Origin of the sequence: Salipiger sp. D13 (assembly GCF_003703915.1) — a bacterium.
Lineage (GTDB): Bacteria > Pseudomonadota > Alphaproteobacteria > Rhodobacterales > Rhodobacteraceae > Salipiger > Salipiger profundus.
The window spans coordinates 293,133-308,747 of record NZ_ML112592.1; the positions used below are offsets into that span (position 1 = coordinate 293,133).

At 69.3% G+C, this 15,615-nt stretch carries 15 protein-coding genes; 1 reads left to right on the forward strand and 14 read right to left on the reverse strand.

What is annotated here, in order from left to right; genetic code table 11:
* Position 1 precedes the first annotated feature (1 nt).
* On the reverse strand, positions 2 to 1,750 hold the full coding sequence (gene ureC, locus D6860_RS08275) for an urease subunit alpha (protein ID WP_076622333.1): 1,749 nt from the start codon (positions 1,748 to 1,750) through the stop codon (positions 2 to 4).
* A 150-nt stretch (positions 1,751 to 1,900) separates the two neighbouring features.
* Between ureC and D6860_RS08280 the strand changes: the two genes are divergently transcribed.
* Positions 1,901 to 2,749 (forward strand): c-type cytochrome, encoded by an 849-nt coding sequence (locus D6860_RS08280; protein ID WP_076622334.1) that lies wholly within the window; start codon positions 1,901 to 1,903, stop codon positions 2,747 to 2,749.
* Between the two features lie 84 nt (positions 2,750 to 2,833).
* Here the strand turns inward: D6860_RS08280 and D6860_RS08285 are convergent, their stop codons facing one another.
* The 13 genes from D6860_RS08285 to D6860_RS08340 all read right to left on the reverse strand — a co-directional run bounded on the left by D6860_RS08285 (position 2,834) and on the right by D6860_RS08340 (position 15,441).
* Positions 2,834 to 3,202, reverse strand: a complete 369-nt coding sequence (locus D6860_RS08285; protein ID WP_076622335.1) for a hypothetical protein — start codon at positions 3,200 to 3,202, stop codon at positions 2,834 to 2,836.
* A 29-nt stretch (positions 3,203 to 3,231) separates the two neighbouring features.
* Entirely contained in the window at positions 3,232 to 3,549 is a 318-nt protein-coding gene (locus tag D6860_RS08290) for an antifreeze protein (protein ID WP_076622336.1), read from the reverse strand.
* A 1-nt stretch (position 3,550) separates the two neighbouring features.
* Complete coding sequence (locus D6860_RS08295; RefSeq protein WP_076622337.1) at positions 3,551 to 3,856, reverse strand: urease subunit beta; 306 nt, start codon at positions 3,854 to 3,856, stop codon at positions 3,551 to 3,553.
* Positions 3,853 to 4,026, reverse strand: coding sequence for a hypothetical protein (locus tag D6860_RS25235; RefSeq protein WP_164845633.1), 174 nt, complete (start codon positions 4,024 to 4,026; stop codon positions 3,853 to 3,855). Before D6860_RS25235 ends, D6860_RS08295 begins: the two co-directional genes overlap by 4 nt.
* Before the next feature lie 20 nt (positions 4,027 to 4,046).
* Entirely contained in the window at positions 4,047 to 4,349 is a 303-nt protein-coding gene (locus D6860_RS08300) for an urease subunit gamma (protein WP_076622338.1), read from the reverse strand.
* A 3-nt stretch (positions 4,350 to 4,352) separates the two neighbouring features.
* A complete protein-coding gene (locus tag D6860_RS08305; protein WP_179949491.1) occupies positions 4,353 to 5,162 on the reverse strand; it encodes an urease accessory protein UreD in 810 nt (269 codons plus the stop codon).
* A gap of 172 nt (positions 5,163 to 5,334) precedes the next feature.
* The gene (tsaA, locus tag D6860_RS08310) at positions 5,335 to 5,814 is read right to left on the reverse strand and encodes a tRNA (N6-threonylcarbamoyladenosine(37)-N6)-methyltransferase TrmO (protein WP_076622340.1); all 480 of its coding nucleotides are present in this window, start codon (positions 5,812 to 5,814) and stop codon (positions 5,335 to 5,337) included.
* A 75-nt stretch (positions 5,815 to 5,889) separates the two neighbouring features.
* Positions 5,890 to 6,729 (reverse strand): 2-dehydro-3-deoxygalactonokinase, encoded by an 840-nt coding sequence (locus D6860_RS08315; protein ID WP_076622341.1) that lies wholly within the window; start codon positions 6,727 to 6,729, stop codon positions 5,890 to 5,892.
* 73 nt (positions 6,730 to 6,802) lie between these two features.
* The gene (locus tag D6860_RS08320) at positions 6,803 to 7,579 is read right to left on the reverse strand and encodes a sulfite exporter TauE/SafE family protein (RefSeq protein ID WP_076622342.1); all 777 of its coding nucleotides are present in this window, start codon (positions 7,577 to 7,579) and stop codon (positions 6,803 to 6,805) included.
* A gap of 55 nt (positions 7,580 to 7,634) precedes the next feature.
* A complete protein-coding gene (locus D6860_RS08325) occupies positions 7,635 to 8,624 on the reverse strand; it encodes a hypothetical protein (RefSeq protein WP_076625234.1) in 990 nt (329 codons plus the stop codon).
* An 88-nt stretch (positions 8,625 to 8,712) separates the two neighbouring features.
* Complete coding sequence (locus tag D6860_RS08330) at positions 8,713 to 9,591, reverse strand: transglutaminase family protein (RefSeq protein WP_076625233.1); 879 nt, start codon at positions 9,589 to 9,591, stop codon at positions 8,713 to 8,715.
* Between the two features lie 5 nt (positions 9,592 to 9,596).
* Positions 9,597 to 11,984 (reverse strand): circularly permuted type 2 ATP-grasp protein, encoded by a 2,388-nt coding sequence (locus D6860_RS08335; protein WP_076625235.1) that lies wholly within the window; start codon positions 11,982 to 11,984, stop codon positions 9,597 to 9,599.
* Positions 11,985 to 12,012: 28 nt separating this feature from the next.
* Positions 12,013 to 15,441: a transglutaminase family protein gene (locus D6860_RS08340; protein WP_076622343.1), complete on the reverse strand. Its 3,429-nt coding sequence runs from the start codon at positions 15,439 to 15,441 to the stop codon at positions 12,013 to 12,015.
* Positions 15,442 to 15,615 lie beyond the last annotated feature (174 nt).

Sequence of the window (15,615 nt, forward strand, 5' to 3'; positions counted from 1 at the left end):
CTCAGAACAGGAAGTAGCGCTGCGCCATCGGCAGCTCGGTCGCCGGTTCGCAAGTCAGGAGCTCGCCGTTGGCGCGCACCTCGTAGGTTTCCGGGTGCACCTCGATCTCGGGCGTGGCATCGTTGAGCCGCAGGTCCTTCTTGCCGATGCCGCGGGTGTTTTTCACCGCGAGCGTCTGCTTGGCCAGCCCCAGCGAGGCGCCGACCCCCTCGGCCTGCGCGGCCTCGGACACGAAGACCACTGCCGAGTTCTCGACCGACCGGCCGTAGGCGCCGAACATCGGGCGCGAGTAGACCGGCTGCGGCGTCGGGATCGAGGCGTTGGGATCGCCCATCTGCGCGCAGACGACGGTGCCGCCCATCAGCACCATCTCGGGCTTCACGCCGAAGAAGGCCGGGTTCCACAGCACGAGGTCGGCGCGCTTGCCTTCCTCGATCGACCCGATCTCGTGGCTGATGCCATGCGCGATGGCCGGGTTGATCGTGTATTTCGCGATGTAGCGGCGCACGCGGTAGTTGTCGTTGTCGCCGCTCTCTTCCGGCAGCGATCCACGCTGCTTCTTCATCTTGTCGGCGGTCTGCCATGTGCGGATGATGACCTCGCCCACGCGGCCCATGGCCTGGCTGTCCGAGGCGATGATCGAGAACGCACCCATGTCGTGCAGGATGTCCTCGGCGGCAATGGTCTCCTTGCGGATACGGCTTTCGGCAAAGGCCACGTCCTCGGGGATCGACTTGTCGAGGTGATGGCAGACCATGAGCATGTCGAGATGCTCTTCCAGCGTGTTGCCGGTGTAGGGCCGCGTCGGGTTGGTGGACGAGGGCAGCACGAACTCCTCGCCGCAGATCTTGATGATGTCGGGGGCGTGTCCGCCGCCGGCGCCCTCGGTGTGGAAGGCGTGGATGGTGCGGCCCTTCATGGCGGCGACGGTGTTCTCGACGAAGCCGGATTCATTGAGCGTGTCGGTGTGGATCATCACCTGCACGTCCCAGGCGTCGGCCACGCCGAGACAGTTGTCGATGGCGCCGGGCGTGGTGCCCCAGTCCTCGTGCAGCTTCAGGCAGCAGGCCCCGGCCCGGATCTGCTCTTCCAGCGGCGCGGGCAGCGAGGCGTTGCCCTTGCCCGCGAAGGCAAGGTTCATCGGGAAGGCATCGGCCGCCTGCAGCATCCGGCCGATATGCCAGCCGCCCGGCGTGCAGGTGGTGGCCAGCGTGCCATGCGCGGGGCCGGTGCCGCCGCCCAGCATGGTGGTCAGGCCCGAGTGCAGCGCGTCCTCGATCTGCTGCGGGCAGATGAAGTGGATATGGCTGTCCATGCCGCCGGCAGTAAGGATGCGCCCCTCGCCCGCGATCACCTCGGTGCCGGGGCCGACGATGATGTCGACGCCGGGCTGGGTGTCGGGGTTGCCGGCCTTGCCGATGGTCTGGATGCGCCCGTCGCGCAGGCCGACATCGGCCTTGTAGATACCTGTCCAGTCGACGATCAGCGCGTTGGTGATGACGGTATCGACGGCGCCGTCGGCGCGCGTCGTCTGGCTCTGGCCCATGCCGTCGCGGATGACCTTGCCGCCGCCGAACTTCACCTCTTCGCCGTAGTCCGGCGCGTTGCCGCCCGCCGCCCGACCGACGGCCTCGGCGGTGAGATCACGCTCGACCTCGATGATCAGGTCGGTGTCGGCAAGGCGCAGCCGGTCCCCGGTGGTGGGGCCGAACATGGCTGCGTAGTCGGCGCGGGAAATGGTTGCTGGCATGGTCTGGTCTTTCCTCGGCTGTCAGAACGGCGCGCCCGCATCCGCCTGCGCATCGAAACGCTTCGCGGAGGGACGGGCCCCTGATAAGGTGAGTGCACCGTAGATTATTTCTTGCAGATCATTCGAGACGTCATTGCGGAGGAGATCATAATGACCACCATCCACGGAGCGGCGGTTGCCGCCATCATTTGCACGGCCACAGTCGGCGCGGCGCGGGCCGAAGCGGATCTTGCGCGGGGCGAATATCTCGTTCGCGGACCGGCCGGCTGCGGCAACTGCCACACGCCGCTCGGCCCGGAGGGTCCGGTTGCCGGGATGGAGCTTGCAGGGCGCCTCGTCGACAAGAACCCGGCCTTTACCGCCGTTGCCCCCAACATCACCCCGGGCGGACGCATTGCCGACTGGAGCGACACCGAGCTTGCCCGCGCCATTCGCGAGGGCATCCGTCCCGACGGATCGATCATCGGTCCGCCGATGCCGTTTGCCATGTATCGCGGGCTTGGCGATGACGACCTCGCCTCGATCGTGGCCTTCCTGCGCACGGTGCCCACGGTCGAGAACGACGTGCCGCCCTCGGAGTACAACATCCCCCTGCCCCCGGCCTACGGCCCCCCGGTCGAGAGCGTGACGCCCCCCGCACCCGGCGTGACGGTGGAATACGGCGCCTACCTCGCGGGCCCCGTTGCGCATTGCATGGAGTGCCATTCGCCCATGGGCGACAAGGGCCCGCTGACAGATCCCGAGAACCTCGGACGCGGCGGCTTCGCCTTCCATGGACCTTGGGGCACTTCGGTCGCGGCGAACCTCACCAGCCATCCCGACGGGCTGGCCGACTACTCCGACGACGAACTGAAGGCGATGATCACGAAGGGCGCACACGCGGACGGCAGCCCGATGATGCCGCCGATGCCCTACGGCTACCTCGCCGGCATGACGCCCGAGGACCTCGACGCGGTCATTCTTTACCTGCGCAGCCTGCCGCCGCTGCCCGATGCCTGAGCAAGAACGACCGTCGCGCGCCTCGGGGCGCGCCGGTCGGTTCATGGGGCAAGGCGGATGCAGGGTCACGGCGATGGTCCGCGCTCAGACCGGAGTCTTGTCGTCGCCGCCATCGCTGGCGGGCGCAGGGGTCTCGGAGGGCTGAGACGCGGCGCGGTGCCGGCGCGACGAGTTGCCCCCGCCGGGCACGGCCCTCAGCGCACGACCGGCACGGGGGCGTGGCTGCGGGCGCGCCGCGCCTGCCAACGCGACGGGTCCGCAGATACCCATGCCGACCGGCACCGGCACGGACATGGGAAGCGCCGGCGCGAGCGGAGCCCGCATGCCCCAGAGCGCACGCTGCTGTGACAGTCCGGCCTCGTAGATCGCCTGTGCCATGCGCATCTGGGCGGCCATGACCTGAACCCCCATCTGCATGGCGGCAAATCCCCAGTAGGTCGGCATCACGAACATCGCGTCATCCTCCTCGTCCCGAGCCTCGACTAGCTTCCGAACCCGGTGTTCGGGCCGCGCCGCTGCAGGCGCTTGCGGTTCGACCGGGCCTTGCGCTCGAGCGGCGTCGCCCATGCCGAGATCACCCGTTCCGGCGCCGCTCCGCCCATGACCGCGCGGCTTGCGCTCCACCAGCTCTGCATCAGCGCGGGGCTCTTCTCGGTAACCATCCGCAGGCTCTCGGAGGGTTCGACCGACCAGAGCCCCGAGAAACCGAGCGCGCGGTAGGCGATCACCTGCTGCGCCTCTGCGGTAAGCGAGGCGACGCGCAGGGCGCTGCGTTGCCAGGCCAGCATCATCTCGAACATCTCAGAGCGCCCCCATGACCTTCTGGTTGAAGCCGTAGATCCGGCGCGCGCCGGACAGCGGGATCAACGCCACCTCGCGCCGCTGGCCGGGCTCGAAGCGCACCGCGGTGCCCGCGGCGATGTCGAGCCGGCGGCCCATCGCGGCCTCCCGGTCGAAATCGAGCGCCGGGTTGGTCTCGGCGAAATGGTAGTGCGACCCGACCTGAACCGGCCGGTCACCCGTGTTGGCAACCATCAGGGTGATCGGCTCGCGGCCCTCGTTGAGGGTCAGCTCACCAGCCGCGGGGAAGAGCTCTCCGGGGATCATTTCCGGTTCCGCACGCGCGACACGATCAGGTGACCCGCCAGCGCCGCGACGCCAAGCACCGCCACGGTGACGAGCCAGGACGCACCATCATGCGGATGCACATGTGCGGACTCGCCCGTGTGCGCCGCGAGCGGACCGGCAAGGACAACGAGGGGAAGGGCGTATTTCATGACTGCATCTCCTGCGGAATTCAGCGGATCGGGTTGTGGACGGTCACCAACTTCGTGCCGTCGGGAAAGGTTGCTTCGACCTGCACCTCGTGGATCATCTCGGGCACGCCTTCCATGCATTGCTCGACCGTGATGACCTGCGCGCCGGCCTCCATCATCTCGGCCACCGAGCGGCCGTCGCGGGCGCCCTCGACCACCGCGTCGGTGATCAGCGCGATCGCCTCGGGGTAGTTGAGCTTCACGCCGCGGCTCAGGCGTTTGCGGGCCACCTCGGCGGCCATGGCGACAAGAAGCTTGTCCTTTTCGCGGGGGGTCAGTTGCATGTGTCAGATCATCCAGGGTCGTGGCAGTTCGGCACCGCTGAGGCGGCGGAGGACAGGCGCAAGGTGGCCGCGAAGCGTGAAGCCGTCAACGGAAACCAGACGGGCGACGAGCAGATCCCCGGTCAGCGCCGAGACCCCCGCCGTGGCCGGCAGCATTTCAAGAAGGGCATCGCGGATCGAGGCCGCGCCAGGCGCAGCAAAGAGCACCGTGGCCATCGCACCTGCCCCGTCGGCGACCGCCGGGCGCGCCAGCGTGTCGGCAACATCGCCCTCGAGCCTGAGCCTGTCGGCAAAGGCGAGCCGGCCGCCGATGCGCAGGTCGATCCGGTCGCGCAGGCACAGATCGTGCAGGACCTCGCCCATGGCGTGCCGGCCGAAGATCAGCGTCTCGCAGGCCAGCAGCCGCGCGTCGGGCGCCATGTCGATGGACAGGCGGCGATCCAGCGCCGCGCCTTCAAAGAGGATTGTCTCCTGCGGCAGCCAGTCGAGGCGCGCGCCGGGCTCGAGCGTCAGCCGGGCATCGACCCGGCCGATCTCGCCGGGCAGCGCGCGGTAGATCCGCTCGGCGGCCTGCGTGGTCATGACGAGGTGCGAACCCGCCTCGGCCCGCGCTGCGATGTCGAAGGCGTCGCCGCCGGTCACGCCGCCCGAGCTGTTGAGGTAGACCGCCTGAAGCGCCCCCGTCGCCCGGAGGAAAAGCAGCTTCGCGCTGCCGGACATGTGTAGATCGGAAATCGCCGTGCGGGCCCCGCGCAGACGGGCCCCGATACGCGCCCGACCGCGCGCCCGCTGGGCTTTCGGCGCGGGGGTCATCGTCATCGCTGGCTGGTCGTAGGGTATGGCGCGGTCCTCCTGCGCCAGCCAACTTCCCGGTGCCTGATCGGAACCGCAACCCGCCTCGGCTCAAGCGGCGCAAGCACATCACAGACTGCACTAAAATTGCGCATTCCGAACCGAACTGCCGAGAATACAGGCGTGTGACGGGTCACTCGGGACCTGTTCCGCTGGGGCGGCGCCGGGCGTGATCGCAGCGCACCGGCTTGATGTCCAGAAGCGGGGTCCCGTCGAGGCAGTCGAGCCCGCGCACCACGAGAACTGCCCCCTCGCGCCGCTCCAGCTTGACCCGCGAACTGCCGATGGGGTTCGGCCGCATCGGCGAGCGCAGGCTGAAGGTGCCGCGCAGCTCGCGTCCGCCGCGAGGGCTCTGCGTCAGCAGGTCCCGTCGCGACCGGTCGAGCCAGTAGAGCAGTTCGATCGTCTCCGACCGCTCGATCCCGTCGAGCGCCGGCGCAAGCCGTGGGTCAAGCTCGACGCGGCACTCGGGGCCGTCGAAACTGCCTTGGCGCGGGCAGTCGCCCCGGGTCTTGAACGGTGTGCGAAGGCGACCGATGAAGCGCAGCCGGGCGTCGTCGGCCGGCGGCAGATCCACCGTGGTCTCGCCGGGGCGCAGATCGTCATCGGCCATGTGTCGCTCCTGCGTCGGTCCTGTCATGCCGGCAGATTAGCGCCGCCCGCCCGGGCTGACCATCGGGGACCGCGCTCACGCGGCGCCGCCGCGGTAGGCGGCGCGCAGCCCCTCGCGGGCCATGCGGATGCCGTCGGCCACGACCACCGGCACCGCCTGCGCCTCGAGCGCGGCGCGATAGGGCTGCGCCTCGGCCCCGTCGGCCACCAGCGCGACGCTCTGGCCCAGCCAGTAGGGTTTCGCCGCCGCCAGTTCCAGCCCGATCAGCAGCCCCAGCGCCCGTGCGCTGGCAGGCCCGGCGGCGAGCCCGCGTAGACGGACCTCGGCGGCGATGGCCGCGAGATCGCCCGCGAAATTCGCGGGCCTCCCCATGGCCTGATCCACCGCCTCGAGCCCGGGTGCCTCATCCCATGGCGCATTGCTGTCGAAACCCACCAGCGATGCATCGGCCAGCAGCGCGTGCAGACGCCCCGTCAGGAAGCTGCGGAAGCTCACGATCTCGCCCGCGCTGACGTGCACCCAGCGACTCTGCGCGCCGGGCAGGCAGATCACCCCGTCGAACCCGGGATTGATCGCGAGAAACCCCGCGACCCGGGTCGCCTCGTGTTCGAGCGTGTCGGCAGGCTTTTCCTGCGCGAGCCCGGGCAGCAGGCGCATGCGCCCCTGCTCCGTGGCCTGCGCAATGCCCGCCGGCTTGCAGGGCACCGCCGGATAGGGCAGCGCGCCGGCACCGCTGACCACCACCGGCGTCGCGTCGGGCAGGTCGGGCCAGGCCGAGGCCACGGCTTGCGCAAGGCCCGCCGCGTCGACCGGAGGCAGGCTTGCCTGGTCAAGCACGCCGTCATCCGCCGCCATCTGCCACAGGCGCAGTTGCGTCGGGCCGCATTCGGCGGCGATCCAGTCCGGTTGCGTCATTTGCGGGGCCTCCTTTGCTGCGCCGACAGGTAGTCCGCCCCCGCCGACCGCGCAACCCCGCGACCGGTCTGGCTCAGCCCGCCGGCCACCAGGCCTGCGCGACCTCTGCCAGAAGCTTCAGGCAGAGCGCGCCGAGCGCGATGTTGACCAGCGTGAAAAAGAGCCGCTCGGGCAGCCATTTCGTCACCCGGTAGCCCGCCCAGGCGCCGATCAGTGCCACCGGGGCCAGCACGGCGATCTGGCGCAGGCTCTCCCAGGTCACCTGCCCGGCGAGGATGTAGGGCGGCAGTTTCATCCAGTTGACACAGGCAAAGGTGACGGCGGCAGTGCCCGCGAAGGCCATCTTCGGCATCTTTTGCGGCAGCGTATAGGCCTGGAACGGCGGGCCGCCGGCATGACTGATGTAGCTGGTGAAGCCGGTCATCGCGCCCCAGAACAGTCCGCGCGGCACATCGGCCGGTCGCGACCGGACATCGCCGGCAAGCCGCTTGTGCAGGGCGGTGCCGAGGTATCCGAGCCCGATCAGCGCCACGACGAGCTTGGTCGCTTCGACCGGCACCCGCGATACCAGCAGGAAAGCGGCGACGATTCCCAACGCCGAAGCCGGAACGAGGATGCTCACGTTGCGAACCGAGAATTCGTGGCGGAACAGCCAGATGGCGTAGACATCGGCAAGGATGTACATGGGCAGAAGCAGCCCGGCGGCGGCAGCCGGCGGGATGAACACCGACAGGATCGGCACACCCAGCATCGCCATCATCGGCAGTCCGCCCTTGGACATGCCCACCGCGAAGGTTGCGGCCCCTGCAGCGAGCCAGAATGCCACCGTCTGTTCCAAGCCGTCTCCCATGCGCCGCTCGCTTTCCTCTTGCACGCGTGGCGACGGGACGAAAAGAGCAAAGCGCTCAGGCAGCGCGGGCGGCGTGTGCCCTGAGCAACGGCGACGTGAGCTCGACATCGTCCTGCAGGGCCCGGTTCGGGCGCAGGTCTGCGGCGCGCAGATCGTCGTGATAGACCTTCACTGCCTCGAAGGAGGGCATGCCCTCGCGCACGACCCGGCGCATGGCGGCCAGCATCAGCACGGGATCTTCGCACGGAAATCCTTCGCGACTGAAGCTCGCGACCCGCGCGCCGTATTTCTCGGCCTGTGCCAGCCGCTCGAGACAGTCGCGGGTGGTGCCCCCGGTGCATCCTGTCACCCCGAAGACCAGCTGCGAGGGATGCCAACCCGCCAGCTCCTCCATCGCGGCGGGGCCGTGGTAGTCCACCTCGATGAAGAGCGGACGTTCGCGGCGTGGGATGCCGGCAAGACTTCGGGTCACGATGTCATTGCGATAGGCGGCATAGTCGGCCTCTCCCGTGTCGATGGGAAACGGCGGATCGGTGACCTGCAGGAAGTGCCGGATCGCCACCTGCCGCGAGATGTCGCGGAACTCGGAATAGGCCGCGAGCGTCGCATGGTCCTGCGCCGGGTCATTGTAGAACGTCATGCCGTAAAGCCCGAGGTTCGCCACCGGCTTGACCGCATCGAGGCGCGCCGAGCGGAAGGCGCGTGCGGGGTGATCGGCGTAACTGCCGCCCCTCACCCGCCAGGTGTCGGTCGGATCGTTGAGCCGCACCGCCGGGGTCGCCGTGCTGTGCCCGTAGGCCCCGGTTTCGGCCAGCGTCTCGGCGTTGGAGAGCGAGGTCAGCACGATGTCGGCAAGGTCGCTGTCGATGACCCGCTGAAGGTCGGCGCGGTAGGCGGCAAGCGGCCTTGGCCTCCCGTCGGCATCATGCCCGGTGGCGGAGCAGCCGCGCAGCATGTCGGCGTCCTTTGCGAAGGTCAGGATGAAGTCGCGCGGCGCATAGGCGCCCGATGCGACCTTGGCCAGTTTCTCGTCGATCCGTCTCATGCCCATGCACCCTGCTGCGGTCCGCGCCGGACCCGCGGGCAACATAGGCCATGAGGCATTTCCCAATCGTAAACGCCGGACTGGCGCCTCAGACAGGCACCACGTCGACCTGGTGGGTGGTCTTGTGCGACCCGGCCGAGCGCAGCGAGCCGCGCGCCGGCGCCACGTCGGAATAGTCGCGCCCGATGGCGACGGTGACGTGATCGGTGCCGGCCCGGATTGCGTTGGTGGGATCGAATTCGACCCAGCCGGTTTCGGCCCCGCACCAGGCCCGCACCCACGCATGCATGGCGTCGGCGCCCGCGAGCCGGGGCCGCCCCTTCGGAGGGATCGTCCGCAGGAACCCCGAGACGTAGCCGGCGGGCATCCCCAGCGACCGCAGCGCAGTGATCATCACGTGGCTGATGTCCTGGCACACGCCCCGGCGGGCACGGAAGGCGTCGACTGGCTTGGTCGTGACCTCGGTCGCCTTGGGATCGAAGGTGAAGGCCGCATTGAGCGCAAGGCTCACCGCGTCCGCCGCCTCGAGCGCCGACATCTCCGGCGACACGCAGTCGCGCGCAAAGGCCGCGATGTCGGGCGCGGCGGGCAGCCGCGGCGAGGCGCCGAGGAAATGATGCGGGCTGTCCGGCGCGATGCTGCGGATCTGGCCCAGTTCGACCGGCAGCAGCGACAGACCGCAGGACAGGTCGAGGCCTCCGGCAGGCGCGTGCTTCAGCACCCTGCCCCGGAAGCGGAAGTCGATCTCGGACAGGCGTCGGTCGTGCGTGACCTCGGTCACCGGGTTCCCGAAGAAATCCACGTCGTCGACCCGGAAGGACGGCGCCGGATCGGTCGTCACCGCGCCGTAGAGCAACTGCTGCTCCGGCAGGTTGCGGGGCAGCATCCGCAAGAGCGTGCGATGCGCGGCGGCCGGGCTGTCGTAGACATAGGCGATCCGGAGGGTGATGTCGTATGTCTGGCTCATGCCCATCAGCTCAGGTACTGCGCGGTCAGCGCTTCCGAGATCGAGGCGATCTCGCGGCGGATGCGCCGCAGGCGCCGCTCGGTAAGCTGCTCAGGTCGTGCCACCGCCAGCGCGGTCTGCAACACGAGGATGCGCCGCGCCGCCTCGCTCGGCTGGACGGCCTTGGTGATCTCGGAGAGGCGTTCTTCCTCGGCCCGGAGCACGTCGATCTGGAACAGGATCGAGCGCGGGTTGTCGCGGTCGAGCGCCAGCAGGTCGATCACCGTATCCCGGCCCGTTTCGACCGAATAGCGGCGGCGGTGCGTCATGACGCTGTCGCCGATCTCGACCGCGGCATCGAGCCCGCCAGCAGGAGCGCCGTCCCCCGCGAGGCTTACCAGCACCGAGGCCATGTGATCGGCCCGTTCGAGCGCCCGCCCGATGGTCAGGAACCGCCAGCCGAGGAAGCGGAACATGTTCTCGTGCACAAGCCCCGAGAAGCCGGCGGTCTTGCGCAGCAGCACGCTCATGGCGCCGGCGGCGTCGTCGCCGGGCTGCGCCCGGGACGCGAGATCCCGCGCAGTGGCGGAGAGGTCGTTGAGCGCGTTCCAGCCGTCGGTCGAGAACCGGTCGCGCACCTTGCTCGCACAGGTGACGGCGGCGGCGAACTGGCCCAGAAGCGGCGCGGGCACCGCGTCTTCGGGGTCGAGCCCGTAGCTGCCGAGGAACCGGCCCAGCCGGTCGACGAGCGGCACCGTGCGCAGGCCATATTCCTCGAGCCGCAGGTGGTAGGCGCGCAGCACCCGCACCCCGCTCTCGGCGCGTTCGACGTAGCGGCCGAGCCAGAAGAGGTTGTCGGCGGCGCGCGCGGGCAGCAGGCCCGGCAGGCGCCGCAGGAAGGGTCCGCTGTCGTTGCGGGTGAGCGTGTCGCGGGCCACCGGCTCGTCGCCGATCACCCAGACGTCGGCCACCGAGCCGCCCGATTGCATTGCCAGTGCGGTCGGGTCGCCGTCGCGCCCGATCCTTGCATAGCCGCCGGGCATGACCTCCCAGCCGTCCGGCGTGCGGGCGGCGAAGACCCGCACCACCATCGGCCGCGGTGCGAGCTTGCCGTCGATCATCGCGGGCGTGGTCGAGAGCGTCACCGCCTCCTGCCCCACGAGGCTCGCGCCCTCGCGCTCGATCCACTCGGCCACGGCGCCCTGCGCGGTGGTGTCGCGGAACTTGCCGCCGAGCGCCGTGCTCGCGTCGATGTCGAAGGGCAGCTTGGTCGATTGGGCCGAGCCGATCATCATGCGCTCGAGGTTGTCGAGCACGTAGTCGCGCTCGGCCGGCTGACCGCACCACCATGTGGCGATGTTGGGTAGCTTCAGCGGGGCGCCCATCAGGTGCCGCGAGATGCGCGGCAGGAACGCCATCAGCGCACGCGCCTCGAGCACCCCGGAGCCGAGGCAGTTGACCATGTCCATCGCGCCCGCCCGCAGCGCCGAGACCATGCCCGGGGTCCCCAGGGCCGAGGTCTCGTCAAGCTCCAGCGGGTCGGCGAAGCGCGAGTCGAGACGGCGCCAGAGCACCGAGACCGGCTCGGGCCCGCTGATCGTGCGCACCGAAAGCCGCCCGTCCTGCACCTTGAGATCCTCGCATTCGAGCAGCGAGAAGCCGAGGTAGCGGGCGATGTAGGCGTGTTCGTAGTAGGTGTCGGTGTGCTGCCCGGGCGTGAGGATCGCGACGCGCCCGTCGTTGTCGGCACGCAGCCCGTTGACCGCGTCACGGAAGCTGCGGAAGAAGCCTGCCAGCCGCTCGACGTTCCACTTCGGAAACAGTTCATGGAAAATCCGGGTCGAGGCCATGCGGTTTTCCAGCGCGAAGCCCGCGCCCGAGGGCGCCTGCGTGCGGTCGCCCAGCACGAACCACGAGCCGTCGGGCGAGCGCCCGAGCTCGAAGGCGAGGAAATGCAGGTAATGCCCCGAGCGCGGCCGGATGCCGACCACCGGCCGCAGCCACTCGGGGTTCTGCGCCACGAGGTCGGCGGGCAGGAAGCCATCGCGCACGAGCTCCCCGGGGCCGTAAAGGTCGGCCATCACCTTTTCGAGCAGCTCGGCGCGTTGCGCGATGCCCTCGGCGAGCTCGTTCCACTCGGCCCCGTCGATCACCACGGGCACATGGCTCAGCGGCCAGTCCCGCACGGTCGAGCCGGTGCCGGTGAACTGCCGGTAGTAGACGCCGGTGTCATGCAGGTACTGGTCGCCGCGCGCAAACGACCGGGCGAGCGTCTCGGGGCTCTGCGCCGCGAGGTGGCGCATGAGTTTCCCCCAGACCGGACGCAGCGAGCCGTCCGGTCGCTTGAGCTCGTCGGCCACGCCCGAAAGCGGGGCGTAGCCATCAAGGAATCGCGTCAGCGCATCGGGCGCCATGGTCTCCAATCCGATCTGCTCCTGCGAGTCACAGCCCGGGCGTTCGGCGCAGGTCCAGGGTCATCGGGAACTCCGGATGCGGATGCTCGGGTGCGGGCCAGTAAGAGCCGGGGGTATGGCCCATCTTCTCGAATCGCGCAAGCCGGCGGGCGTCGGCCTCGTTGGTGTTGACCGGGAAGGTGTCGTAGTTGCGGCCGCCCGGATGCGCCACGTGATAGGTGCAACCGCCCAGCGCGTGGCCGGTCCAGGTGTCGAAGATGTCGAACACCAGCGGCGCGTTCACCGGCAGCGTCGGGTGCAGCGCCTCGGCCGGTTGCCACGCCTTGAAGCGCACGCCGCCCACCTTCACGCCGCTCTGCCGGGTTCCGGCCAGCGGCACCGGCCGCCGGTTGCAGGTGACGATGTAGCGGTCGGGGTCCGTCGCGGTGAGCTGCACCTGCATCCGCTCGACCGAGCTGTCGGTGTAGCGCACAGTGCCGCCGATCGCGCCGCGCTCGCCCAGCACGTGCCACGGCTCGAGCGCCTGGTTGAGCTGAAGGTGCACGCCGTTGTAGTCGACCTCGCCGGCGAAGGGGAAGCGGAACTCCTTCTGGGCCTCGTACCACTCGCTGCGGAAGTGGAAACCGTGCGACCCGAGATCGCGCAGAACCTCGAGGAAGTCCTCCCACACGAAATAGGGCAGCATGAAGCGGTCATGCAGCGTGGTGCCCCAGCGCACCGGCCGGCCCTGCACCGGCTCCTTCCAGAACCGCGCGAGCAGCGCCCGGATCAGCACCTGCTGGGCCAGCGACATCTTGGCGTCGGGCGGCATCTCGAAGCCGCGGAATTCCACGAGCCCGAGCCGTCCGGTCGGCCCGTCGGGCGAGAACAGCTTGTCGATGCAGATCTCGGCCCGGTGGGTGTTGCCGGTCACGTCGATCAGCATGTTGCGCAGCAGCCGGTCGGTCAGCCAGGGCTGCGGCGGCGGCCCCTCCTCGGGGCGCGGGAAATGCGACAGCGCGATCTCCAGCTCGTAGAGGCTGTCGTGCCGGGCCTCGTCGATCCGTGGCGCCTGGCTGGTCGGCCCGATGAAGAGGCCCGAGAACAGGTAGGACAGCGACGGGTGACGCAGCCAGTAGAGGATCAGCGAGCGCATGAGGTCGGGCCGCCGCAGGAACGGGCTGTCGAGCGTCGTCTCGCCGCCCACCACCACGTGGTTGCCGCCGCCGGTGCCGGTGTGCCGGCCGTCGATCATGAACTTGTCGGCGCCGAGACGGGTCTGGCGGGCCTCCTCGTAGACGCCGTTGGTGATCTGCTTGCAATCCTCCCAGCTGTGCGCGGGATGGATGTTCACCTCGATCACGCCCGGGTCGGGCGCGACGCGGATGACGTTCATCCGGCTGTCGTGCGGCGGCGTGTAGCCCTCGATGTGGATCGGCAGGCCCAGCGCTTCGGCGGTCTCCTCGGCGGTGGCCAGCAGCTCGAGATAGTCCTCGAGGTCCTCGACCGGCGGCATGAACAGGCACAGCCGGCCGTCGCGCGGCTCGATGGCGATGGCGGTGCGCACCTGCCCGCCCGCCGGGTCGACGCCCTGCTCCATGATGGTCTGCCGGGGGCCTGCGTCGCGCGCCTCGCTCACCGGCTGCTGGTGTCCGGGCGTCACCTCGGGCAGTTCGGCGGCCTGCTCGCGGGCCATGCGGGCCTCGTCGCGCGCGATGCGTTCGAGTTCCTCCATCAGCGCGCGCCGCTTTTCCTCGCGTTCTGCGTGGAAGTCGGGCAGCGCCTCGACCGGCACCGTCGGGTCTGTCGGGTAGACGTAAGGATATGAGGACGGCGGGATGTAGGGCAGCGCCCCGAGCGGCAGGCGGAAGCCCACCGGGCTGTCGCCGGGAATGAGGAACAGGTGCCCGCGCCGGGTCTTCCAGTGCTCGGACCGCCAGCGCGTCGCGGGGCGCGCCTTCGACTGCCAGCGCTGGATCGGCAGCACGTAGCCTGCCGCGGTCTCGAGCCCGCGCGAGAACACACGGGCGATGCGGGCACGGGTCTCGGGGTCCTTGAGCTTGCTGTCCTCGGGGGTGACGTTGGCCGGAAGGTCCGCCTCCTTGAGGATCCATTCGACCGGGTCCTCGTAGGTCGGATGGACGTAATCCGCATCGAGCCCGAGGTTTTCGGCGAAGGCCGACATGAAGCGGTCGGCATCGTCGGCGGAGGCGCCGGTCGCCGTCTCGCGCGCGACAAGATCCGCGTTCTTCCAGATCGGCTTGCCGTCGCGGCGCCAGTAGAGCGAGAAGGTCCAGCGCGGCAGCGTCTCGCCCGGATACCACTTGCCCTGCCCGTAATGCAGGAAGCCGCCCGGTGCGAACCGGTCGCGCAGCCTGCGGATCAGCAGGTCGGCCCGGTCGCGCTTGGTCGGGCCCACGGCGGCGGTGTTCCACTCGGCGCTTTCGAAATCGTCGATGCTGACAAAGGTCGGCTCGCCACCCATGGTCAGCCGCATGTCCTGCTCGCGGATCGCCGCGTCGACCTTGTCGCCCAGCGCGTCGAGCGCCTCCCAGGACTCGTCCGAGAATGGCTTGGTGATCCGCGGATGTTCGGCCACGCGCGTCACCGTCATGTCGAAGTCGAAATCGACGTGCGGATTGCCGACGGCAGAGAATCCGCCGGTGATCGGGGCGGCGTTGCGGTAATGCGGCGTCGCCGCCAGCGGGATGTGGCTCTCGCCGGTGAGCAGCCCCGAGGTCGGATCGAGCCCGATCCAGCCGGCCCCGGGCAGGAAGACCTCGCACCAGGCGTGCAGGTCGGTGAAATCGTGATCCGTGCCCGACGGCCCGTCGAGCGCCTGCAGGTCCGGCTTCAGCTGGATCAGGTAGCCCGAGCAGAAGCGCGCCGCGAAGCCGAGGTTGCGCAGGATCTGCACCAGCAGCCACGAGGTGTCTCTGCACGATCCGCGCCTGTGCTGCAGCGTTTCCTCGGGCGTCTGCACGCCGGGCTCCATGCGCACGATGTAGTCGATGTGCTTCGCTAGCTTCGCGTTGATGTCGACGAGGAAGTTGACCGTGTTCACCGGATCGCGCGGGATCGTCTTCATGTAGTCGGCAAGATGCGGACCGACCGGCTCGGGCTGGCGGTAGATCTGAAGATCGTTGCGGAATTCCTCGGGGTATTCGAAGGGCCAGGTTTCGCCCTCCTCGTCGACGAAGAAGTCGAAGGGGTTGTAGACCGTCATGTCGGCAACGAGATCGACCTCGATCTTGAACTCGGTCACCGGCTCGGGAAACACGTAGCGCGCCAGCCAGTTGCCGTAGGGGTCCTGCTGGTGACTCACGAAGTGCTGCTCGGGGCCGACCTTGAGCGAATGCGAGATCACCCGGGTCCGCGAATGTGGCGCCGGGCGCAGCCGGATGAGCTGCGGGCCCAGCGAAACGGGGCGGTCGTACTTGTAGTGCGTGAGGTGATGGATGCTTGCCGTGATGGCCATGTGATCAGTCCGCGCGTTGTGCCGAAGAGGTCGTGGCGATCACCAGAGCCGGGTTGCCGGGGGATGTAAAGTCCGGTGGACACGCGGCAGGGCAAAGCGCGGCGGGCGCGTTCCGCCTGCACATGCGACGGGCGGCCCGGGCTGCCCCGGCGCGCCTCCTCATTTGGTCGCATT